The organism is Herbiconiux sp. SALV-R1 (assembly GCF_013113715.1).
Lineage (GTDB): Bacteria > Actinomycetota > Actinomycetes > Actinomycetales > Microbacteriaceae > Herbiconiux.
The window spans coordinates 3,989,921-4,011,978 of record NZ_CP053344.1 but is presented as its reverse complement, the minus strand read 5'-3'; the positions used below and the strand labels follow the sequence as shown (position 1 = coordinate 4,011,978).

General features: G+C 72.2%; 23 protein-coding genes. 7 read left to right on the top strand and 16 right to left on the bottom strand.

What is annotated here, in order from left to right:
- The first annotated feature begins 3 nt into the window (after positions 1-3).
- The gene (locus tag HL652_RS19180) at positions 4-852 is read left to right on the top strand and encodes an isocitrate lyase/PEP mutase family protein (RefSeq protein WP_171706787.1); all 849 of its coding nucleotides are present in this window, start codon (positions 4-6) and stop codon (positions 850-852) included.
- A 68-nt stretch (positions 853-920) separates the two neighbouring features.
- Here the strand turns inward: HL652_RS19180 and HL652_RS19175 are convergent, their stop codons facing one another.
- On the bottom strand, positions 921-1,256 hold the full coding sequence (locus HL652_RS19175) for an ArsR/SmtB family transcription factor (RefSeq protein ID WP_171706786.1): 336 nt from the start codon (positions 1,254-1,256) through the stop codon (positions 921-923).
- A gap of 85 nt (positions 1,257-1,341) precedes the next feature.
- On the opposite strand from HL652_RS19175, the gene HL652_RS19170 reads away from it, so the two are divergent.
- Positions 1,342-2,586 carry an MFS transporter gene (locus tag HL652_RS19170; RefSeq protein WP_171706785.1) on the top strand — a complete coding sequence of 415 codons (1,245 nt, stop codon included), beginning with the start codon at positions 1,342-1,344 and terminating at the stop codon, positions 2,584-2,586.
- A gap of 12 nt (positions 2,587-2,598) precedes the next feature.
- Here HL652_RS19170 and HL652_RS19165 read toward each other — a convergent pair whose 3' ends face one another.
- Both HL652_RS19165 and HL652_RS19160 read right to left on the bottom strand, forming a co-directional pair.
- Positions 2,599-3,675 (bottom strand): nitronate monooxygenase, encoded by a 1,077-nt coding sequence (locus tag HL652_RS19165; RefSeq protein ID WP_171706784.1) that lies wholly within the window; start codon positions 3,673-3,675, stop codon positions 2,599-2,601.
- Entirely contained in the window at positions 3,672-5,132 is a 1,461-nt protein-coding gene (locus HL652_RS19160) for an LssY C-terminal domain-containing protein (RefSeq protein ID WP_171706783.1), read from the bottom strand. The genes HL652_RS19165 and HL652_RS19160 overlap by 4 nt, the downstream gene beginning before the upstream one ends.
- A 133-nt stretch (positions 5,133-5,265) precedes the next feature.
- Between HL652_RS19160 and HL652_RS19155 the strand changes: the two genes are divergently transcribed.
- From HL652_RS19155 to HL652_RS19145, 3 genes are all read left to right on the top strand, one after another.
- Positions 5,266-6,168, top strand: a complete 903-nt coding sequence (locus HL652_RS19155) for an ATP-binding cassette domain-containing protein (RefSeq protein ID WP_171706782.1) — start codon at positions 5,266-5,268, stop codon at positions 6,166-6,168.
- A complete protein-coding gene (locus HL652_RS19150) occupies positions 6,165-6,968 on the top strand; it encodes an ABC transporter permease (protein WP_171706781.1) in 804 nt (267 codons plus the stop codon). The genes HL652_RS19155 and HL652_RS19150 overlap by 4 nt, the downstream gene beginning before the upstream one ends.
- 156 nt (positions 6,969-7,124) lie before the next feature.
- Positions 7,125-8,120, top strand: coding sequence for an MDR family oxidoreductase (locus tag HL652_RS19145; protein WP_171706780.1), 996 nt, complete (start codon positions 7,125-7,127; stop codon positions 8,118-8,120).
- Positions 8,121-8,138: 18 nt separating this feature from the next.
- On the opposite strand, the gene HL652_RS19140 is transcribed toward HL652_RS19145, so the two are convergent.
- The 3 genes from HL652_RS19140 to hemB all read right to left on the bottom strand — a co-directional run bounded on the left by HL652_RS19140 (position 8,139) and on the right by hemB (position 10,986).
- Positions 8,139-8,516, bottom strand: coding sequence for a hypothetical protein (locus HL652_RS19140; RefSeq protein WP_171706779.1), 378 nt, complete (start codon positions 8,514-8,516; stop codon positions 8,139-8,141).
- A gap of 95 nt (positions 8,517-8,611) precedes the next feature.
- A complete protein-coding gene (gene hemL / locus HL652_RS19135; RefSeq protein WP_171706778.1) occupies positions 8,612-9,991 on the bottom strand; it encodes a glutamate-1-semialdehyde 2,1-aminomutase in 1,380 nt (459 codons plus the stop codon).
- On the bottom strand, positions 9,991-10,986 hold the full coding sequence (gene hemB / locus HL652_RS19130) for a porphobilinogen synthase (RefSeq protein WP_171706777.1): 996 nt from the start codon (positions 10,984-10,986) through the stop codon (positions 9,991-9,993). Before hemB ends, hemL begins: the two co-directional genes overlap by 1 nt.
- A gap of 79 nt (positions 10,987-11,065) precedes the next feature.
- Between hemB and HL652_RS19125 the strand changes: the two genes are divergently transcribed.
- The gene (locus tag HL652_RS19125; RefSeq protein ID WP_171706776.1) at positions 11,066-11,698 is read left to right on the top strand and encodes an alpha-ketoglutarate-dependent dioxygenase AlkB; all 633 of its coding nucleotides are present in this window, start codon (positions 11,066-11,068) and stop codon (positions 11,696-11,698) included.
- 13 nt (positions 11,699-11,711) lie between these two features.
- Here the strand turns inward: HL652_RS19125 and HL652_RS19120 are convergent, their stop codons facing one another.
- From HL652_RS19120 to hemE, 9 genes are all read right to left on the bottom strand, one after another.
- The gene (locus HL652_RS19120; protein ID WP_171706775.1) at positions 11,712-12,491 is read right to left on the bottom strand and encodes a uroporphyrinogen-III synthase; all 780 of its coding nucleotides are present in this window, start codon (positions 12,489-12,491) and stop codon (positions 11,712-11,714) included.
- Entirely contained in the window at positions 12,488-13,417 is a 930-nt protein-coding gene (hemC, locus tag HL652_RS19115) for a hydroxymethylbilane synthase (protein WP_171706774.1), read from the bottom strand. The genes HL652_RS19120 and hemC overlap by 4 nt, the downstream gene beginning before the upstream one ends.
- Before the next feature lie 108 nt (positions 13,418-13,525).
- Complete coding sequence (locus HL652_RS19110; protein ID WP_253743923.1) at positions 13,526-14,683, bottom strand: ferrochelatase; 1,158 nt, start codon at positions 14,681-14,683, stop codon at positions 13,526-13,528.
- Positions 14,684-14,748: 65 nt separating this feature from the next.
- Entirely contained in the window at positions 14,749-15,495 is a 747-nt protein-coding gene (gene hemQ / locus HL652_RS19105) for a hydrogen peroxide-dependent heme synthase (RefSeq protein ID WP_171706772.1), read from the bottom strand.
- Between the two features lie 138 nt (positions 15,496-15,633).
- Positions 15,634-15,921, bottom strand: a complete 288-nt coding sequence (locus HL652_RS19100) for a DUF3618 domain-containing protein (protein WP_171706771.1) — start codon at positions 15,919-15,921, stop codon at positions 15,634-15,636.
- Positions 15,921-16,325: a phage holin family protein gene (locus HL652_RS19095; protein ID WP_171706770.1), complete on the bottom strand. Its 405-nt coding sequence runs from the start codon at positions 16,323-16,325 to the stop codon at positions 15,921-15,923. The genes HL652_RS19100 and HL652_RS19095 overlap by 1 nt, the downstream gene beginning before the upstream one ends.
- Positions 16,326-16,343: 18 nt before the next feature.
- Positions 16,344-16,766 (bottom strand): YtxH domain-containing protein, encoded by a 423-nt coding sequence (locus HL652_RS21800; RefSeq protein WP_253743468.1) that lies wholly within the window; start codon positions 16,764-16,766, stop codon positions 16,344-16,346.
- A gap of 109 nt (positions 16,767-16,875) precedes the next feature.
- Positions 16,876-18,432 (bottom strand): protoporphyrinogen/coproporphyrinogen oxidase, encoded by a 1,557-nt coding sequence (locus tag HL652_RS19085; RefSeq protein ID WP_171706769.1) that lies wholly within the window; start codon positions 18,430-18,432, stop codon positions 16,876-16,878.
- Positions 18,429-19,511: a uroporphyrinogen decarboxylase gene (gene hemE, locus HL652_RS19080; RefSeq protein ID WP_171706768.1), complete on the bottom strand. Its 1,083-nt coding sequence runs from the start codon at positions 19,509-19,511 to the stop codon at positions 18,429-18,431. The genes HL652_RS19085 and hemE overlap by 4 nt, the downstream gene beginning before the upstream one ends.
- A gap of 38 nt (positions 19,512-19,549) precedes the next feature.
- Between hemE and HL652_RS19075 the strand changes: the two genes are divergently transcribed.
- A complete protein-coding gene (locus tag HL652_RS19075) occupies positions 19,550-20,911 on the top strand; it encodes a glutamyl-tRNA reductase (protein WP_171706767.1) in 1,362 nt (453 codons plus the stop codon).
- 70 nt (positions 20,912-20,981) lie between these two features.
- Here HL652_RS19075 and HL652_RS19070 read toward each other — a convergent pair whose 3' ends face one another.
- Positions 20,982-22,040: an aminotransferase class V-fold PLP-dependent enzyme gene (locus HL652_RS19070; RefSeq protein ID WP_171706766.1), complete on the bottom strand. Its 1,059-nt coding sequence runs from the start codon at positions 22,038-22,040 to the stop codon at positions 20,982-20,984.
- Positions 22,041-22,058: the final 18 nt, after the last annotated feature.

Sequence of the window (22,058 nt, the reverse complement as noted above, 5' to 3'; positions counted from 1 at the left end):
CCCATGAGCTCACCCGACCCGCACCGCCCGTCCGTACCGCTCGACTCCTACGACCCGCAGCTCGCCCACCCGAGCCACGAGCTCATTCACGACCGCGCCGACGCGCTGCTCACGCTTCACCACGCACCCGAGATCCTCACCGTGGTGAACGTGTGGGACGTCGCGAGCGCCGCCGTCATCGCCGACCTCCCCGAGACCAAAGCCCTCGCCACCGCCAGCCACGGCATCGCCGCCGCCTACGGCTTCGAAGACGGCGAGAAGATCCCGGTCGACCTCATGATCGAGGCGGTCGGACGCATCGCCCTCTCCACCTCGCTACCCGTCTCGGCCGACCTCGAGGGCGGCTACGGCGACACCGGCGAGACCATCAGGCGCGCCATCGGCGTGGGCGTCGTGGGCGCCAACATCGAAGACCGGATGCGCCCCCACATCGAGTCGGTCGAGAACGTCGCCGAGGTGATGAAGGCAGCCGAGGCCGAAGGCGTGCGCTTCGTGCTCAACGCGCGCACCGACGCGCTGCTGCGACGCGGCGACCGCCCGCTCGACGAGGCGATCGACGACGCGATCGAACGCGGGCGCGCGTACCTCGACGCGGGTGCGGCCTGCGTGTTCGTGCCCGGGCTCGTCGACGAGGCGATCGCCGCGCGGCTGGTCGAGGGCATCGGGCACCTCAAAGTGAGCGTCATCGGCGTGCCCGGCGCGCTCTCGCCCGAGCGCTACCAGGAGCTCGGCATCGCGCGCATCTCCTACGGGCCGTGGCCGCAGCGGGTGGCGCTGGCGGCGCTCCGCCAGTCGGCGCGTTCGCTGTACGCGGGCGGGGTGCTCCCCACCGACACCCCGGTGCTCACCTGAGCCGCTCGGCCGCCAATCGACAGCGCTCGGCTGGTCACCTCAGCCGCTCGGCTGGCGACCTCAGACGCTCAGCGAGAGCCCTGCCCTGAGTCGAGCCCGCCCAGCACGGCGTCGAGAAGGCCCGGGAACCGGGCGTCGAGGTCGTCACGACGGAGGGTGAGCGTGCGACGGCGCCCATTGGGCTCGTTGCGGATGACGCCCGCCTCCCGCAGCACCTTCATGAGGTGCGACTTCGTCGATTTCGGGATCTCAGGGTCGAGCGCGTTGCAATTCGCGGCGTCCATCGCCCCGTCGCGCAACTGCCGCACCATCTCAAGCCGGTCGGGGTCGCTGAGCGCGAAGAGCACCGTCGAGAGCTCCAGTGCTTCGCGCTCGGGGTGGGGCAGATCGGACGCCGTGGCCATGATGGTTCGAGAATAGTTGAACTATCGGGCGGACGCGAGTAGCGTGTGCATCCGTTCGAAAATTCTGGAACCGAAGGATGCGCAGATGAGCCTCGCGACGAAGTCCACCCCGGTCGTCGCCCCCGCCCCGACCCCGGCAGGGAGCCTCCCCCGTCGCCGGTTGGGTTTCGCCCTCACCGGTGCCGCGAGCACCCTGATGCTCACCGGAGCGAGCGCCCCGTCGCCGTTCTACCCCGAACTGGAGGAGCGCCTCGGCATCGGGGCGATCGGCGTGACCGTCGCCTTCGCCATCTACGCCGTGGCGCTGTTGATCGCCCTGCTCACGGTGGGCTCCATCTCCGACCACCTCGGCCGGCGCCCCGTCATCGCCGTGGGGTTCGTGCTGCTCGCCGTCGCCGTGCTGATGCTCTGGCGCGCCGACTCGGGCGGCGTGCTCTACCTCGCCCGCGTCGTGCAGGGCCTCGCGAGCGGCGCCCTCATCTCGACGCTCTCGGCGACGATCGCCGACTTCGCGCCGCCGGCCCGGCCGCAGAACGCGACGCTGCTCAACACCCTCGCCCCCATGGGGGGCCTCGCCCTCGGCACGATCATCGCGGGCGTGCTGCTGCAGACCGTCGCCGACGCGGCGACCTGGACCTTCGTGCCCCTCGCGGTGGCCTACCTGCTCATCGCGGCGCTCATCTTCACCGTGCTTGAGACCTCGCCCCGGGAGCGCGGCTGGATGGCGGCGTTGCGGCCCCGCGCATCCGTCCCCGCCGCGGCTCGGAAGCTGTTCGGCGTGAGTGTGCCGATCGTGCTGGCCGGCTGGGCCACCGGAGGGCTGTTCTTCTCGCTCGGCCCGAGCATCGTGCACGCCGAACTCGGTGTGAGCAGCGAGCTCGGCGCGGCGCTGGTGGTGGGGGTGCTGCCCGCCTCAGGGGCGGTCGCCGCGTTCGCGCTCTACCGCCGGCGCCCGATCGTGCCGGCCGTCTACGGCGCCGTCGCGCTGGCCGCGGGAACCGCGATCATGCTCCTCGCCCTCGTGCTGGGCTCGCTGCCGGTATATGTGGTGGCCGTCGTGGTGGCGGGAACGGGGTTCGGCACGGCCTTCATGGGCACCATCGGATCGCTCGTCCCCCTCACCACCCAGCACGAGCGGGCCGAGCTCTTCGCAGCACTGTACATCGTGTCGTATCTGTCGTTCGGCGTGCCCGCGGTCATCGCGGGACTCCTCACCTCGGCCATCGGGCTGCACCTCACCGTGCTGCTCTACGGCGCGGTGGTCGCTCTCGCGGCCGGCGTCGCGTCGGTGCTGCGCGCCCGCACGGGCACGGTCGCCGCGACCGCCTGAGGCCCGGCCCGGTCAGTCGACGGAAGAGAGTCGCTCGACGATCGCGGCGGCCGGAGCCGCGAAGGCGGCACCGAATCCCATTCCGGCCCAGAGGCTGATGCCGTCGGCGTCACCCGCTGCCGCCGCTGCCGCCCGCAGCGGCGAGGTGAGCTGGTTGACCTCGGGGTAGCCGAGCGGCGCGGTGCCGTCATGATCACGGATGAAGCGGTTGACGAGCCCCCGCGCGTACCGTCCCGAGAACGCGGCGGTCACGGCGGTGCGGCTGAAGCGCGGGTCGTGCAGGGCCGCGGCGTGCGCGGCCCTGGTGCCGGACTCGTCGGCCAGCAGGAACATCGTGCCGAGTTGCACCGCGTCGGCGCCCGCGGCCAGGAGCGCGGTCACCTGCTCGCGCGTCGAGATACCTCCCGCGGCCACCACGGCGACCGCGGCCACCTCCCGCTCCTGTACCACCCTCGCCACCTCGGCGAGCAGCTCGGGCAGCGGCTCACCGGGCGGTGTCGCCGACGGGTCGAAGGTCCCGCGGTGACCGCCCGCGTCGGGCCCCTGCACGACGAGCGCGTCGGTTCCCGCGGCGAGCGCCTCACGTGCCTCCTCGGCGCTCGTGACCGTGACGGCGACGGCGACGGCCGCGGCGTGCATCCGCTCGACCACCGCGCCCGTCGGGCTGCCGAAGGTGAAGCTCACGAAGGCGGGGCGCAGCCGCTCGACGATCTCGAGCTTGGCCTCCCACCCGTCGTCGTCGGGCCGGGCCTGCCCCACCTCGACGCCGTAGCGCGCGGCTTCCGGGGCGAGTTCGGCGCGGTACGCGTCGAGGGCGGCGCGTGTGGCGACCGAGGGCGCGGGCACGAACAGGTTCACGCCGAACGGAGCGCGCGTGAGCTCTCGGGTCGCCACGATGTCGGCCTCGAAGCGTTCCGGGGAGAGGTAGCCGGCCGCCAGGAAGCCGAGGCCCCCGGCCTCGCCCACCGCCGCGGCGAGCGCCGGCGTCGACGGCCCTCCCGCCATGGGTGCCTGCACGATGGGGCGCGCGAGACGGCGCAGATCGAGGAGGCGGCCCTCGCTCCTCGCGCCGGAGCCGTCGGTCGTCATGAACCCGCCGCACCCGCAGCCGCCGCCCGGCGCTCCTCGCGCGCCTGCCGCCGCTCCACCGCCCGCCGGTGCGAGAACCGCCTGGCCTCCGTGCCCGACAGCGCGAGCAGCACGAGCACGTCGAACGACAGCCCCACCAGGTTCGTCTGCAGCGTGATCTGGGGGCCGCCCTTCGCGAAGTCGATAGCCGTCACGACCACGGCGGCGGCACTGATGCCCATGCCGGTGAACCGCGCCCAGTTGTGCCCGTGATAGATGAGGAAGGCCAGCACCGTGTACAACGCGATGATGAGCAGCGCCACGGTGACGAACACCGCCGCCACCACCGACGCCAGGTACCGTGCGTCGGCGGGGGTGAGCGCGCCGGTCAGCGTTCTGAAGTCGATCTCGCCGTCGCCGAGCGAGAACGCGACCACCACCACCGCCCCGAGCGCCGACAGGATGCGCGCCGCCATCAGCAGCACCCCGAGGTAGATCGAGGCGGGCCGCCGGGTGCTCGCGATCGGCGACTCGGTGAACACGGCTGCCGGGGTCGGCGCGACCGGCCGCTCGGAGGGCGGGGCCGTTCCTACCCGGCCGTCGACCGCATCCTGACCCACCGGCACCTCGCGCAGGTCGATCACGGGCAGGTCGCCGTCGGTGACGATGGCGTCGCCCCCGCCGTTGACGTGGTGGTAGCCGGTCGAGAAGTTCTTGATCAGCTGCACCGACGCATCCGGGTTGCCCTCCACCAGGGTGCTCACGATGTGGTCGCGCTCCCGGTCGGTGTCCTTGTCGATGCGGTGGGTGATCTGCAGCGTGAAGAACGACAGACCGATGCTGCGGTCGTAGGTGCCGGCGGCCATCCAGTCGGCCTCGTGGCCCCCGGGCAGCAGCCAGCCAGGGGGGCAACGCCAGAAGCGCACGTGATGCCGCTTGGCCGGGTTGCCCTCCACCTCCTGCTGATAGGTGAAGTCCTGCAGCTGGCCGAACAGGAACAGGCGCGAGACCGGCGCGCCCGGGTAGCTGCGGCGCAGCAGGGTGGCGCGCACGGTGCGCAGCGCCGAGGTGAGGCCCATGTCGTCGGCCTGGTGCCAGCCGGCCCGCACCATCGCCTCGTGCACCTGCTGCTCGGTGCCCCGCAGGGCGACGTTCACCGGGTCGCCGAGCAGGCCCTCGCGGGTCTTCGCCCGGCCGATGAAGTAGTCGGGAACGTAGAACAGGGTCAGGATGCTGTGCACCCGCGGCAGCAGGAGGTACGCCACGACGAGCCAGAACACGACGAGGAACCACAGCTGCTGCCACCCGCGCGCGAACGACTCGGTCGCCACCAGGAAGGCGAGCCACGCGGTCGCCAGCGTGCCGAAGAGGAAGAACGCGCTGTCGACGACGAGCCCCACCGACCCGCGCAGGGTGCGTCGTCTGATGTGCTCGACGAGACCGGCGTCTTCGAGCTCCTCGGCGCTCGGATCGGCCATCGGGAGCATCCTTCCTTCCCGAGCGATTGTGCCAGCTTCGTGGGAATGCTGTGACAACGCCCGAACGCCACCCTAGGCTGGTTGGGCGGCGTCGCCGCGCTTTCTTTCCCCGGACACCGACAGGAAACCATCGATGCCCACCGGCGTACCCATCGAGTTCGCACATCTGACGAAGTCGTTCGGCGCCGTGAACGCCGTCTCCGACCTCTCCCTCACGGTCGAACCCGGGCAGGTCACCGGGTTCCTCGGCCCGAACGGCGCGGGCAAGACGACGACCCTCCGCATGCTGCTCGGGCTCGTGCGCCCGACCTCCGGTGCGGCGACCTTCGGCGGCACCCCGTACGCCGAACTGCGCTCCCCGCTCGCGACGGTGGGCGCGTCGCTCGAGGCGGCGAGCTTCCACCCGGGCCGCTCCGCACGCAACCACCTCGCCGTGTACGCGCAGGCGGCGGGCCTGCCCAAGACGGCTCCGGATGCGGCCCTCGAGAAGGTGGGACTCTCCGCCTACGGCAATCGACGGGTGGGCGGCTACTCCCTCGGCATGCGGCAGCGTCTGGGCCTCGCGTTCGCGCTGCTCGGCGACCCGGGGGTGCTCGTGCTCGACGAACCCATCAACGGGCTCGACCCCGAGGGCATCAAGTGGATCCGCCTGCTGCTGCGCGGCATGGCCGCCGAGGGTCGCACCGTGCTCATCAGCTCGCACCTGCTGAGCGAGGTGCAGCAGACCGTCGACGAGGTCGTCATCATCTCCCACGGGGCGCTCGTGCACCGCGGTGAGCTGTCGAGCCTCGACACCTCCGAGTCGAAGCAGGTGCAGGTGAACGCCGACGACCGCGACCGGCTTGCTGAGATCATCCGTGCCGCCGGCTACGAGGTGTCGAACCTGCGCTCGGGCGTGCTGGTCGAGAACGCCGAGGCGGGGGTGATCGGGCGGCTCGCCTTCGACGCGGGCATACCGCTCACCGGTCTGTCGCAGAAACGCACGGGTCTCGAGGAGTCGTTCCTCGCGCTCGTGGGCGAGGAGGGTGCGCTGTGAACCTCCTCTCCGCCACGCGCTCCGAGATCACCAAGATCACCAGCACCCGGTTGTGGTGGGTGCTCGCGCTCATCATGGTGGGCTACGTCGCGCTGTGCGCGGGTGGCATGGCCGCCATCCTCGGCGGGCTGGGGTCTGAGGCGAACGGGCCCGCCATCCCGTCGGCGCAGCTGCCGTCGCTGGTGTACAGCTTCGCGACCTCGGTGGGCTACGTGTTCCCGGTGCTCTTCGGGGCGCTGGCGGTGACGAGCGAGTTCCGGTTCCAGTCGCTCACCCCGACGTTCCTCGCGGTGCCGCGGCGCGGGTACGTACTGACGGGCAAGGTGGTGGCGCTACTCCTGGCCGGTGCGGTGTTCGGCGTGCTGGCGCTCATCGCGTCGATGGGCGTGGGGGCGGGTCTGCTCGCCGCCTTCGGCATCGACCCGCTGCTCACCGAGCCCGAGACCTGGGCGTTCGTGGGGCGGAGCATCCTCGCCATGGCACTGTGGTCGGCACTCGGGGTGGGGCTCGGCACCCTCGTGCCCAGCCAGGTGGCGGCCATCGTCATCGTGCTCGCCTTCACCCAGTTCGTCGAGCCGCTGCTGCGGGTGGCGGCGGGGTTCACCGACTGGTCGGCGCAGGTGGCGCAGTTCTTGCCGGGCTCGGCGAGCGACTCCCTCGTGGGCGCGAGCATCTACGCGGCCATGACGGGCGGCGGCGCCGGGCTCGAGTGGTGGCAGGGCGGGCTCGTGCTCGCGGCCTACGCGGCGGTCGCCACCGTCATCGGCTTCTTCACCTCCTGGCGCCGCGACGTCTCGTAGGGGCGCGCGCCGCTCATCCGCCCGTCCCCACGTTTCTTACGGACAAAGTCCGTCGTAACTGCAATCCTGACGGACTTTGTCCGTAAGAAACGGGGCGGGTCGCACCCGAACGGATGCGCGTGGCAGGGTGGAGGGAGGCGAGCGGAAGGCGGAGCGATGGCCCGGGCGATGGTGGCGACGGAGAAGGGCGAGGCGGCGCGGCTGCTCGAGATCGACGAAGAGGAGTTCTTCGAGGGGTCGGGCGGTGACGAGGCTGTCGACCTCGACGTGCTCTTCTCGAGCGTGAACTTCAAAGACGGGCTCGCGCTCACCGGCCGCCCCGGCGTGCTGCGCGAGTGGCCGCTGGTGCCCGGCATCGACATCGTGGGCCGCGTCACCGAATCCCGCTCCTCGCGCTTCGCGGCGGGCGACCTGGTCGTGCTGAACGGCGACGGCATCGGGGAGAACCGCCACGGCGGCTTCGCCACGAAGGCCCGTGTGCGACCGGATGCGCTGCTGCACCTTCCCGAGGCAATCTCGCCCGAGCGCGCAGCGGCGATCGGAACCGCGGGCTTCACCTCGATGCTCGCCGTGCTGGCGCTGCAGGATGCCGGCGTCGAACCCGACGACGGCGAGGTGCTCGTGACGGGTGCAGCCGGCGGCGTCGGCTCGGTGGCGATCTTGCTGCTCGCCGGCCGGGGTTACTCGGTCGTCGCCTCCTCGGGCCGTGTTGAGGAGCAGGGCGACTACCTCCGCTCGCTCGGCGCCGCGCGGGTCGTCGACCGCGCCGCCCTGGGCGAGCCGGGCAAGCCCCTCCAGAGCCAGCAGTGGGCCGGGGCCGTCGACTCCGTCGGCAGCCACACCCTCGCGAACGTGCTCGCTCAGACGAACTACGGCGGCACCGTCGTGGCCTGCGGTCTCGCCGCGGGCGGCGACCTCCCCACCACGGTGATGCCGTTCATCCTCCGCTCGGTGACACTCACCGGCGCGAACTCGGTCGAGGCGCCCCTCGCCCTCCGCGAGCGCGCCTGGACCGACCTCGCGAACGAGCTCGACCTCGCCCTCCTCGACTCGATGACCACCACCATCGGTCTCGACGCCGTCTCAGAGACCGCCGAGCGCATCCTCGCCGGCCGGGTGCGCGGCCGCACCGTCGTCGACGTCGCCCTCTAGCCGAGAGCGCGCGACTCCTCAGTCGATGATGCGGGTGGTGCCCTCGGCCGGGGGGAGGCGGAGAGCGCGGAGGAGCTGCACGGAGTGCGAGGTGGTGACGATGATGCGGGAGAACTCCTGGTCGTCGAGGTCGATGACCACCGAGGTGCGGGTGCCCTTCACGAGGAGGAAGTCTTTGCCGTCGTGGAACTTCCAGGTGCCGACGGCGAGGGTGAGCGGGATCGCCGCCCCCGGGGCCCTGATGCCGCGCACCCAGACCCAGGGGTCGTCGGTGAGGGCCGCCGACTTGATGCTCTCGAGCGGCACCACGATGTCGGTGCGCCGGAACGACAGCATCTTCTCGGCACGGGTGAGCCTGATCTCGAGGCGATCGGTGTGGACGAAGAGGACGGCCATGGGTCTATCCTGCCGTGGCTTGCCTGAAGATCAGCACGATTCCTCAAGGATGCTGCATAACGATTGTGAACGGGATCGGTGTTCCCGATGAACGGTCAGTGCGGCCTGGTCGCCGACGCCGCCGCAGCAGCCGCGGCCGGCAGGGCGTCGAGGATGCGCGTGACCGCCGCCTCGTCGTGCGCGGCCGAGACGAACCAGGCCTCGTACACCGACGGCGGCAGTGACACGCCCGCGTCGAGCATCGCGTGGAAGAACGGCCCGTACCGGAACCCCTCCTGCCGCTGCACCTCGGCGTAGTCGCGCGGCGGCACGGCCGAGCCGAAGGTGAAGCTGAACAGGTTGCCCGCCCGCTGCACGCTGTGCGCCACGCCGGCGTCGGCGAGCGCCTCCGAGACCGCGGAGGAGATGGTGGCCGCGGTGGCGTCGAGCGCCGCGTATACGGAGCTGTCGGCGAGCCTCAGCGTGGTGATGCCCGCGGTCACCGCGATCGGGTTCCCCGACAGGGTACCCGCCTGGTAGACGGGCCCGAGCGGAGCGAGCGAATCCATCACCTCGGCACGCCCGCCGAGTGCGGCCAGCGGCATGCCGCCGCCCACGACCTTGCCGAAGGTGATGAGGTCGGGAACGTAGGCCGGCACGTGTCGGGCATCGGGTGCATCCTGGTGCACCTCGGCGACGGGTCGGCCCTCGTTCTCGAGCCCCCACCACCCCGCGGCGCCCACACGGAAGCCGGTGAGCACCTCGTCGAGGATGAGCAGCGACCCGTTCGCGTGCGCGAGGTCGGCGAGCGCCGCGTTGAAGCCGGGTGCGGGCGGCACCACTCCCATGTTCGCGGGCGCCGCCTCGACGATGACCGCCGCGATCTCGCGGCCGCGCTCGGCGAAGAGCTGCCGCACCGCGTCGAGGTCGTTGTAGGGGAGCACGACGGTGAGCGCCGCGACGGCCTCGGGCACACCGGCCGACGCCGGGAGTGCCAGGGTGGCGAGCCCCGACCCCGCCTCGGCGAGGAGCGAGTCGGAGTGGCCGTGGTAGTGCCCCGCGAACTTCACCAGCAGCTCGCGCCCGGTGAAGCCGCGGGCGAGCCGGATGGCCGTCATGGTGGCCTCGGTGCCGGTCGAGACCAGCCTGAGCTTCTCGACGGGGTTCACCCCTCCGGCGCTCACCCGCGACCGCACCAGCTCGGCGAGATCGGTCTCGGCGGGCGTCGTGGCACCGAACGAGAGCCCCCGCGCGGCAGCCTGCTGCACGGCGGCGACCACCTCGGGGTGGGCGTGGCCGAGGATGGCGGGCCCCCACGAGCTCACCAGGTCGACGTACTCGACGCCCTCGGAGTCGGTGACGTAGGCCCCCCGCGCCGACACCAGGAAGCGCGGCGTGCCGCCCACCGAGCGGAACGCCCGCACCGGCGAGTTGACCCCGCCCGGGATGGACTGCTGCGCCCGCTCGAACTCGGCGGCGTTGGTGGTGGCGCTCATCACAGTCCTCTCAGCGTGCGGGCGACCTCGACCGCCCAGTAGGTGAGCACGGCCTCGGCGCCGGCACGACGGATGCTCGTGAGCGACTCGAGGATGGCCCGGTCGCGGTCGATCCACCCCTGGGCGGAGGCCGCCTCGATCATCGCGTACTCGCCCGAGACCTGGTAGGCCCAGACCGGCACGGGAACCGCGGCCGAGACGTCGGCGACGAGGTCGAGGTAGCTGAGGGCGGGCTTGACCATGACGATGTCGGCGCCCTCCTCGACGTCGATGACCGCCTCGCGGAGACCCTCGCGCCGGTTCGCCGGGTCGAGCTGGTAGGTCTTGCGGTCGCCGCGCAGTGTCGAGCCGACCGCCTCGCGGAACGGGCCGTAGAAGGCGGAGGCGTACTTCGCGGCGTAGGCGAGCACCGCGACCTGCTCGAAGCCGTCGGCGTCGAGTGCGGCGCGCACGGCGGCGATCTGGCCGTCCATCATTCCCGAGAGGCCGAGCAGCTGCGAGCCGGCGCGGGCCTGCTCGACCGCCATGTCGCGGTAGCGCACGAGCGTGGCGTCGTTGTCGACCGAGCCGTCGGCGGCCAGCACGCCGCAGTGCCCGTGGTCGGTGAACTCGTCGAGGCACAGGTCGGTCTGCACGACGAGCGCGTCGCCCACCTCGGCGGCGACGACCCGCGTGGCGGCGTTCAGCACTCCGTCGGGGTCGGTGGCCGCGCTGCCCGATGCGTCTTTGGCCGAGTCGGCGGGCACGCCGAACAGCATGACCCCCCCGAGGCCCGCCTCCGCGGCCTCGACGACGGCGGCGCGCAGGGAGTCGAAGGTGTGCTGCACCACTCCGGGCATCGACTGCAGCGGTGCCGGCTCGACGATGTCGTCGCGCACGAACAGCGGGAGCACGAGCTGAGCCGGGTCGAGACGGGTCTCGGCGACGAGCCTCCGCATCGCCGGCGTGGAGCGCAGCCGCCGGGGCCGCACCGCGGGGAAGGAGCCTGAGGTCATGGCCTCCAGCTTAGATCGGGCTGCCTCGGAAAGCGCCGGATCACTCGAACATTCATTCGAAAGTCGGTACGCTGGTGGCATGAACCTCGACTTCCAGACCTCCCTCTTCGACGACCTCGACGCCGAGCCCGGCCTTGAGCCGCTCGGCGACGATGTGGTGCGCACGCCGCTCGAGGCGGGCGCGTGGGTCGACCTCCGCCCCGGCTGGGTGTCGAACTCCGACGCGCTGTTCGAACGCCTCGCCCTCGACGTGCCCTGGCGCGCCGACCGCCGCGAGATGTACGACAAGGTCGTCGAGGTGCCGCGCCTGGTCTCCCACTTCGGCGCCGGAGACGTCTACCCCGAGCTGCTCCTCACCCGCGCCCAAGACGCCCTGAACGACCACTACGGCAGGCCGCCCGGCCAGGTCTTCCAGACCGCGGGGCTGTGCTTCTACCGCACCGGTGACGACAGCGTCGCCTGGCACGGCGACCGCGTCGGCCGCGCCATCGACAGCGACACCATGGTCGCCATCCTGTCGGTGGGCGCGGCGCGCACCCTCTCGGTGCGGCCGAAGGGAGGCGGCGAGACCCTGCGGTTCCCCGTCGGCCACGGCGACCTCATCGTCATGGGCGGCAGCTGCCAGCGCACCTACGAGCACGCGGTCCTCAAGACCAAGACGGCGGTCGGCCCCCGCATCAGCGTGCAGTTCCGGCCGGTCTGGCCGAGGTGACGGATGCGCGGCGTCAGCCCCGACGGGAGTTCGCGACCTCGATCACCGCGTTGATGAGCGACTCGGCCGAACGCCCCTTGGCGATGACGTCGACGCGCAAACCATAGGCCCTGGCGTCTTCGGCCGTGCGCGGGCCGATCGCCGCCACGAGCGTCGACTCGGGCACCGGCCCCAGCTGCTTCTGCACCTGCTCGGCGACCGAGCCCGAGGTCACGAAGACCGCGTCGATCGCGCCCGCGGCGAGGTCGGCCCTGATCTGCGGGTCGACCTCCACGCCGATGGTGCGGTACGCCACCACCGACTCCACCGTGTGGCCGCGCTTGATGAGGCCCTCGGTGAGCACCGGCTTCGCGATGTCGCTGCGCAGGGTGAGCACCCGCAGCTCGGGCCCGAACTGCTCGAAGCGCTTGAGCTCACGCAGCAGGCCCTTGGCCGAGTTGTCCTCCGGCGGCACGAGATCGACCTTGTACCCGGCTGCGGTGAGGGCGGCGGCCGTGGTCTCGCCGACCGCCGCGATGTGCGTCTCGGGGGGCACGACCGCCTGGTGCGCGGCGAGCACGTCGACCGTGGTCGCGCTGGTCATGGTGAGCCAGTCGAAGGCACCCCGGGCGAGCGCCTCGAGCGCCCGGTCGAGCGTCTCGGCGTCTTCGGTGGGGGCGAAGTTGATCATCGGCGCGACGATCGGCTGGGCGCCGACGGCACGCAGGTCGGCTGCCACGCCGTGACCCCACGGGCCACCGCGGGGAACCAGGATGCGCCACCCGCCGAGCGGGCGCTGCGACCACGCGGTCATCGCTCACCTCCGACCGGGGCGAACTCCGCCGCACCGTCGTCGAGCAGCTGGGTGGCGACCGCCTCGCCGAGCAGCGCGGCGACGTACTGGTCGTCGCCGAGCAGTCGTGCCGAGCGTTCGCAGCCGAGCTCCACGTCGCCGGCCGGACCGTAGACGGTGGCCGAGAGGGTGAGCTCGTCGTCGTGCACCGTGGCGGTGGCGCCGACGGGAGCCGCGCATCCGGCCTCGAGGGCAGCGAGCACCGCGCGCTCGGCCAGCACGGCCGTGCGTGTCGGGGGGTGCTCGATGGTGAGGAGCTCGGGAATGCTGTCTCCCTCTCGGGTCTCGATCGCGAGCGCGCCCTGGCCGGGCGCGGTGGGCCACAGCTCGAGTGCGAAGAGTTCGGATGCTGCCTCTAGCCTACCCAGCCGCGAGAGCCCTGCCGACGCGAGCACCACGGCGTCGAGATCGCCGTCTGCGACGCGGGCCAGTCTGGTGTCGACGTTGCCCCTGATGTCGACCACCTCGAGATCGGGTCGGAGGCTGAGCAGCTGTGCGACCCGTCGCGGAGACCCGGTGCCCACCCTGGCGCCCTCCGGCAGCTGGTCGAGGGTGAGCCCGTCGCGGCTGCACAGCGCGTCGCGGGCGTCTTCGCGTACCGGGATAGCACCGAGCACGAGGCCTTCGTGCTTCGCGGTCGGCAGGTCTTTCAGGGAGTGCACGATGAAGTCGCACTCGCCGGCGAGCAGCGCCTCGCGCAGCGCGCTGGCGAACACTCCGGTGCCGCCGAGACTCGACAGCGACTCCTTCGACCGGTCGCCCTCCGAGGTGATGAAGATGGTCTCGATCGAGACCCCGGAGGCCTCCTCGAGGGCGGCGACGACGTGGCCCGTCTGGGCGCGCGCCAGAGCGCTGCCTCGTGTTGCGGCTCGAAGGGTTCTCGTCACGGTGCGCTCGTCGTTCCAGGATGCTGCGGGACTCGTGCCGTGGTGGTGGGCACGAGGGTTCTCATTCGATTCTGTCGCATCCCGAGCGGGTGGTGGTCGAATTCCAGGTCACGGTGCGATACCGGCCAGCGCGGGCTTGAAGCCCAGCCGCACGTTCTCGCAGCAGCCCGGACGGCAGACGTCGTACCAGGGGCCGAGCGGCGTGCGGGCCGGGCGGTCGGCCGTCGGTGTGCCCGAGACGCGCTCGAGCACGAGGTCGACCAGACCGCTCACGTACGCCGGGTCGACACCGGGCGTCGGGGTGCGCACCCCGTGCAGGCCGTGCTCGGCGCAGGTCTCGAGCGCCTCGTTGTCGAGGTCCCACATGACCTCCATGTGGTCGCTCACGAAGCCGAGCGGCACGATCACGACCGCCTTGACGCCCTTGGCGGGCAGCTCGGCGATGGCGTCGTTGATGTCGGGTTCGAGCCAGGGCTGGCTGGGCGGGCCCGAGCGCGACTGGTAGACGAGCTGCCAGGGCAGACCCTCAGCCCCCGCGGCCGTCGCCATGACGGCCTCCGCGACGGCTAGGTGCTGCGCGGCGTAGGCGCCTCCGGGGCCGAAGCCGCGCGACGCCGGGCCCGATCGCTCGGCGTCGGCGCTCGGGATGGAGTGGGTGCTGAACAGCACCTCGATCTCCCGCGTCGGGTCGAGGTCGGGGAACTGCTCACGGATGCCCGCGACGGCAGCGGAGACACCGTCGATGAAGGGCTGCACGAAACCGGGGTGGTCGAAGAACTGCCGCACCTTGTCGATGGTGATCTCACCCGCGAGACCGGTCTCGTCGAGCGCGATGGCGAAGTCTTCGCGGTACTGCCGGCAGCTCGAGTAGGAGCTGTAGGCGCTCGTGGCGACGGCGATGAGCGAGCGGAAGCCGCGCTCGTGCGCCTCGGTGAGCGCCTCGCGAAGGTACGGATCCCAGTTGCGGTTGCCCCACAGCACGGGGAGCTCGATGCCACGCGAGGCGAGCTCGGCCTCGAGGGCGGCCTTGAGGGCGCGGTTCTGGGCGTTGATGGGGCTCACGCCGCCGAACGCCCGGTAGTGGTGGGCCACCTCCTCGAGCCGCTCGTCGGGGATGCCGCGGCCCCGGGTGACGTTGCGGAGGAAGGGGATCACGTCGTCCTGCCCCTCCGGCCCGCCGAAGCTGGCGAGCAGGATGGCGTCATAGGCGACGGGTTCGGTGACGTGCGCGGGCCCGCTCGCGGCGGCGGCGCTCGCGCCGGGCACCACCGGGGAATCGGATGCGACGGTCGGCTCGGTGACGACCGGCGAACCGGAGGCGGCTGGCTCGCTCACTGCAGCACCTCGACGATCTCGGCGATGTCGATGCGCCGGCCCGTGAAGAACGGGACCTCCTCGCGCACGTGCAGCCGCGCATCCGTCGCCCTCAGATGACGCATGAGGTCGACCAGGTTGAGCAGCTCGTCGTCTTCGAGCGCGAGGATCCACTCGTAGTCGCCCAGCGCGAACGACGCCACGGTGTTCGCGAGCACGGAGCGGTACTCGGCGCCCTTGCGGCCGTGGTCGGCGAGCATGGCACGACGCTCCTCCTCGGGGAGGATGTACCACTCGTAGGAGCGCACGAAGGGGTAGACGGTGAGCCAGGCGGCCGGCTCCTTGCCGCGCATGAAGGCAGGCAGGTGGTTCGCCGAGAACTCGGCGTCGCGGTGCACGCCCATCGCGTTCCAGGTCGGCAGGAGCGGCGCGAACAGGCGCGTGCGGCGGATCTGCCGGAGCGCCCACTGCAGCGTCTCGGGAACACTGCCGTGCAGCCACACCATGATGTCGGCGTCGGCGCGGAGGCCCGACACGTCGTAGACGCCGCGCAGCATCACGTCTTCGTCGATGACGGAGGCGATGGCCTCGTCGAGCTCGGCGAGCGCCGCGGGAACGTCGAAGCCGTCGACGGCGAGGGGGGCGTCGGGGTTGCGGCGGAACACCGCCCAGAGGGTGTACCCCACCACGGGCACCGCCTCGGAGTCCTCGACGTCTCGGGGCGCGACGGGGTGAGGGTCGACTGCGGAGGTCGGGTCGGTCATGCTAGCTCTTTCGTTGTGGAGGAGGCCGGTGGGGCGGCGCAGACCCACCGAGGGAGCCGGGCGCAGCACGCAGCCGTCGGCCTGCCGGAACGCGCCCTATCACCCACGGTACGCGACCTGGATGGGAGGATCGTCGACTCAGCGCCGACCGGCGTAGCGGAAGCCGAGCACCGCGGCAGCGCCCACCGCCACCACGACGGCGCCCACACCCGCGGCGAAGCCGACGGGGTTGTCGCGCTTGTAGCGGGCGAGCGAGCTCTTCAGCCGGTGGGCGGCGTGCCGTGCCTGCTTCGGAACGTTCAGCTTGAACTCGATGGCGTCGAGAGTGGAGCGCAGCTCGGCGCGCGTCTTCTCGATGTCGGCGTGCAGCTCGGCCTTCGACCGCTGAGGGGTCTCGGCGGGCTTCGCGGCGTCGGCGTCACTCATCACTGGCCCAATCCCTTGACGACGTTGATGTCTTTCTTGATGCTCGTGATCGCGTCTTCGGGCACCGGAGGGGCGCCCTTCTTGATCGAGCCGATGCCCACCAGCGCCAGGATCGCGACGAGCAGCAGCAGGCCGCCCGCCACGATGAGCGCCGCGAGCCACGCGGGCAGCACCGTGGCGAGGCCGAGCACGGCCGCCGCGATGAGCACGGCGAGCGCGAAGAAGGCGAACAGCCCGGCCGCGACGAGCAGACCGACACCGATGCCGAGCTTCGCCAGGCGCGAGGTGAGTTCGCGTTTGAGGTTCTCGAGTTCGTCTTTCAGCAGCTGCACGATCAGCGTCGGCAGCTCGGCGAACAGCGACACGAGCGAGCGGCGTGCCTTCTTGTCGCGCTCTTCAGTCACGTCGGTGGGTCCTTCCGGTCACTCGTCGGAGGCGGATGCGGTGGAGGCCGTCGACGACGAGCTCGCGCTCCGCTTGGCGGCGGGCTTCTTCGCGGCGGGAGAGGTCTTCGCGGCGGCCGAGGGCTTCGGTGCGCCGGAGGCGGAGCTGCGACCGGCCGCGGCGACGGGCCCCGAGGAGCTGCCGCGCTGCGGCGAGGCCAGCGGCTCGCGGCCGATGAGCGCGGCGAGCGCGTTGCGCGCCTTGCGGGAGAGGGTGGCCTTCACCTCGTCGACGCGCGCGCCGGCGAAGTCCTGCACGGTGTGCACGCCGGCCTGCACGGTCGGGGTGTTCCAGACCTTCTCCGCACCCGCCTTGATCTGCTCGTACCGTTCGCGGCCGGCCCGTGTGCCGAGCACGTAGCCGGTGGCCAGCCCGACGACGAAGATGATCTTTCCGCGCATGTGAACTCCGATCGATCGTGAGTGCGGGGTCTCGTTCAGAGTAGTCCGGAACCCCCGCACCCGCATGGCCCTGAGCTCGCCGAGCGCGGCCGCTCGCGCCGAGGACCGGTCAGTCGAGCCTGCGATCGCCCCTCAGCTCGGCGGCCAGCGCCGACGCGGTCTCCTTGGCGTGCTCCACGGTGGCGGCGAGGCCCGTGCCCGACACCCAGGCGCCCACCACGTCGAGCCCGGGCACCTCCTTCACGGCGGCGAGCGTCTGCCGCACGCGGGCCTTGTGGCCCACGGTCGCGAAGGCGAGGGAGTCGTCCCAGCGCACCACGGAGAACCCGCGCACCGAGGCGGGGTCGAGTGCCACGCCGAGGAGGGCGGAGGCGTCGGCGAGCACCGCGGACTGGTCGGGGGCCGAGTCGGGTGCGGTGTCGGCGCGCCCCTCGGCGACCCGGCCGGCACGAGCATCCGTCGCCGCACCGCGTCGCCCGTACGACAGACGCAGCACATGGCGGTGGGCCGGCAGCGCGTCGGCGAGCCAGCGCCACTTCGCCGTCGAGTGCGTGAGCGCCTTCGCACCCACGCCCGGCGTGCCCTGAGCGACGAGCACACCGGTGCCGCGGGGCGCCTCGTCGAGCCGCGGCTCGTCGACGACCAGGGTGGCGAGGGTGACGGATGCGGGGGCCGGCCAGTCGCCGACACCCGGCAGCGCTGCGGTCGCCCCGAGCGAGGCCTTGCCGGCTCCGGCCTGGTCGAGGAGGCCGAGCCCGGGGCGGAAGCCGGTCGCGACCACGACGGCGCGCGCGAGCAGCTCGCCCCCGTCGCCGCCCTCAACGCCGCCCTCGGGCCGAACCCGCCAGCGATGCGTCGGGTCGTCGTTCCGCTCCACCGCGGCGACGCGCTGCCCCCGCCGGATCTCCACGCCGAAGAACCGGCAGTCGGCCTCCAGCGCCTCGATGAGGCGGTACATACCGCCCACGATGCCCTGCACCTGCGAGCCGGCGGGCGCCTGCTCGCGGAGCGCCATGACGGCGCCCGAGAGCGAGCCCTGCACGGTCATGGCCTGGGTGAGGCCGGGGGCGACGGTGTGCACGTCGACGACCGAGGGGTCGGCCGAGTGCACCCCGGCGACGACCGGGGTGACGAGTCGCTCGAGCACGAGACGGCCCATGCGGCGGCGCACGATGTCGCCGAGGTCGGTCTCGGTGCGCACCCGGAGCAGCGGCATCAGCCGGTCGAGGTAGGCGCGCAGCGACCCGCGCCAGCCGATCACCCGGCGCACGTCGTCGGCGAGCGGCACCCCCGGGATGCCGAGCACACCCGCGGCGGGCAGCGGAGCCGCGCCGCCCTCCCAGGCCACCCAGGCGCCCTTGCGGTCGGGGACGACGATGTCGTCGCCGAGCCCCAGCTCGGTCACGAGCGCCGCGACAGTGCCCTTGCGGGTGGCGAAGCTCTCGGCACCCGAGTCGAGCTCCACGCCCGCCACCTCGTGGGTGCCCACGAATCCGCCGAGCTCGGCCCGCTCGTCGAGCAGCACGACGCCGGCGCCGAGGCGGGCCAGCTGACGCGCGGCGACGAGGCCGGCGACGCCTCCCCCGACCACGACGACGTCGGTGGTGGTCAGCTGATGCTCGGTGTGCGCATCCGGGCCGGGTTCGGGCGTCGGCGTTCCGGTCATCGCTCGGCCCGCACCCGGTCGAACGGGGTGGAGTGCACGAGTTCCACGATGCGGGTGAGCACCTCGGGGTCGGTCTCGGGGGGAACGCCGTGGCCGAGGTTCACCACGTGAGAGGGAGCCGCGAGGCCGCGGCGGAGCACGTCGAGCACGTGAGCCTCGAGTACCGGCCACGGCGCGGCGAGCAGCGCCGGGTCGACGTTGCCCTGCACGGGCACGCCGCCGCCGAGTCTCTCCGACGCCACGTCGAGGGGCAGGCGCCAGTCGACCCCCACGGTGTCGACGCCGACCTCGTGCATCGGCTTCAGCACCTCACCGCTGCCGACGCCGAAGTGCACCAGCGGAACCGGGAGGTCGCGCACCTGCTCGAGGGCCTCGGCCGAGAACGGCGCCACCCGGCTCACGTAGTCGGCCTTCGAGAGCGACCCCACCCAGGAGTCGAACAGCTGGCCGGCACTCGCCCCCGCCAGGATCTGCGCGCGGAGGAAACGGCCCGTCACCTGCGCCGCCCAGCTCAGGAGGCCCGACCAGGCGGCCGGGTCGGCGTGCATGAGGGTGCGCGCGCGGATGTGGTCTTTCGAGGGGCCGCCCTCGACGAGGTAGGCGGCGAGAGTGAAGGGAGCGCCGGCGAAGCCGATGAGCGGGGTGCTGCCGAGCTCGGCGACGGTGAGCGCGACGCCCTGCTCGATGGCGGAGAAGTCGGCGCCCGCCGGGTCGGGCAGCGCTGCGACGTCGGCGGCGGTGCGCACCGGCTCGGCCAGCACGGGTCCGCGGCCCGGCACGATCTCGACGTCGACCCCGGCGAGGCGCAGTGGGATGACGATGTCGCTGAAGAAGATGCCGGCGTCGACACCGTGGCGGCGGATCGGCTGGAGCGTGATCTCGCTCGCCATCGCCGGGTCGAGGCAGGCGTCGAGCATCCGTGTTCCCACCCGGAGTTCGCGGTACTCGGGCAGCGATCGGCCCGCCTGGCGCATGAACCAGACCGGGGCGGTCGAGCCGCGCTTCCCGGTGTAGGCGGAGACCAGGGCGGAGTCGCCCGTGCGGCCGTCGAGGAGGGGATGCGAGGCGGGCAGAGTCACCGAAACATCCTACGCGTCGGCTGGATTACACTTGTTTGGTGCTCATCTGTCTCACCGCCAACCACCGGAACGCCAGTTTCGACATGTTGGAGAAGCTCTCGGTGGGCACCGCGGAGGTCGCCAAGTCGCTCGTGAGCGAGAGCGACTTCGTGCAGGGTGCGGTCGTGCTGGCCACCTGCAACCGCTTCGAGGCCTACCTCGACATCGACGAACCGCTCACCGCGGGCATCTCGCTGGCGGTCGAGGAGGCCGCCGAGACCTTCGGCGCCGCCTCGGGCACCGATGTCGCCGAACTGCGCGACAGCCTCACCGTGCTCTGCGGAGACGGCGTCGCCGACCACCTCTTCGCCGTCTCCTCCGGCCTCGAGTCGGTCGTCGTCGGAGAAGACGAGATCGCCGGCCAGGTGAAGCGGGCGCTCAGCACCGCGCGCATCGAGGGCACCACCTCGTCAGACCTCGAGCGCCTGTTCCAGCGGGCCTCGCACACCTCGCGCGGCGTGAAGACGAAGACGGGCCTCGGCGGCGCCGGCCGTTCGCTCGCCCGCCTCGCCCTCGACCTCGCGGAGAGCCGCGTCACCGACTGGGCCGCCACCCGCGTGCTGCTGGTGGGTACAGGTCAGTACGCCCGCGTCACCCTGGCGAACCTGCGCGAGCGCGGCGTCACCGACATCAGCGTCTACTCGCCCTCGGGCCGCGCGGTCGTGTTCGCCGCGAAGCAAGACCTCGTGCCGGTGCCGGCCGAGGGCTACCTCGAGGCCATCGCCGCCTCCGACATCGTCATCACCTGCAGCACCGCCGAGACGGTCGTGCTCGACGCGGCGCATCTCGCCGCGGCCACCGAGCTGCCGGGCGCTCTCGCCCGCCGGCTCGTCATCGACCTCGGCCTCCCGCGCAACGTCGACCCGGGCGTGGCGGGCGTCGGGGGAACAGAGCTGCTCGACCTCGAGACCATCAGCTTGCACGCCCCGCTCGACGAACTGAACGCCGAATCGGATGCGCGGGCCCTCGTCGACCAGGCGGCAGCGGAGTACCGCGCGGGCAAGGCCGAGGCCGCCGTCACCCCCGCTGTCGTCGCCCTGCGCTCGCACCTGTTCGACCTGCTCGACGCCGAGATCGAGCGCTCCCGCTCGCACGGCGCCTCGTCGGCCTCCTCGCCCGCCGAGCAGACCGAGCGGGCGCTCCGGCACCTCGTGGGCGTCATCTTGCACTCCCCCTCGGTGCGGGCCCGCGAGCTCGCCCGTGAGGGTCGTGCAAACGAGGTCTTCGCCGCGGTCGAGACGCTGTTCGGGCTCGGGGGCGCGGCCGCCGAGCGCTCCGCGTCGGCTGCGGCCGCCGCCGCAGCCGCGGGTTCGCCCGACGCTCCCGTCACACTCGACGACTACCGCCGCGCCGGCGCCTGAGCCGGCCCCGCGCCGCCCACCCCGGTCCGCCGCATCCGCGCCCGGACAGGGGCCACGGGCCCCCGTCGCATCAGCTCAAGCCGAGCGCCGCGCACACCCGATCGACATCCGCCTCGTCGTTCCACAGGTGGAACGCGACGCGGGCCCGCCCCGCGCGCGACGACCCGGCGATGTCGGCGGCGGCGAGCGCCGCGATGACGCTGCCGTCGGGGTCGGGCCAGGTGACGATCGCGCTCCGCGACTCGGGTTCCCCGAGGCGGCGCCGAAGAGCATCGGCGAGGCGCACGCAGTGCTCCTCGACCGCGGCGATGTCGGCCGAGGCGAACAGCTCGATGGCGGGCGCGGTTCCGTACCAGGCCTGCCAGGCCGGTGACACGTCGAAGCGGCGCGCACTGGTCGCGAGACGCATGGCCGGTCCGTAGCACGAGCCCCAGACGTCATCACCGGAGTACCAGTTGGCCGTGAACGGCTGCAGCCGCTCGGTGAACTCCTCCGAGACCGTGAAGAACGTCGTGCCGCGAGGCGAGCAGAGCCACTTGTAGGCGTGGCACACCGTCGCGTCGAACCGGCTCGCGTCGACGGGCATCCAGCCCACCGCCTGGGTCGTGTCGACGAAGGTCGCCGCTCCGTGCCGTCGAGCGGCCTCGACGACCGCCGTCGCGTCGGCGACCTGCCCCGTCGCCGACTGCACGAGCGAGAACGACACCAGGCTCGTCGAGGGAGTGACGGCCTTGGCGAGCTGCTCGAGCGGCACGCACCTCACGGCGATGCGGCCGAGCTGCTGCTGCACCAGGAACGGGAACACCATCGAACTGAAGTCGCCTTCGACCAGAAGCACCTCCGCCCCCTCCGGCAGCGAGCCGGCGACCACCGAGGCGAACACCGAGACCTGCGAGCCGACGGCGACCCGGTCGGTCTCGACCGAGCACAACCGCGCGAAGGCGGCGCGTGCGCGCTCGACCGCGGCGCCGTACCGGGCGGGGTCGCGGTGGCCCTCACCCCAAGCGCCGAGGTCGTCGGTCAACGCTTCGACGGTCTCGCGAGGCGGTGCGCCCACCATGCACGCGGAGAGGTAACCGGGCCGCACGGAGAAGTGCGAGCGGAGTTCGTCGAGGGTGAGTGCGGCCATGCCCCCATGCTCCCGGAG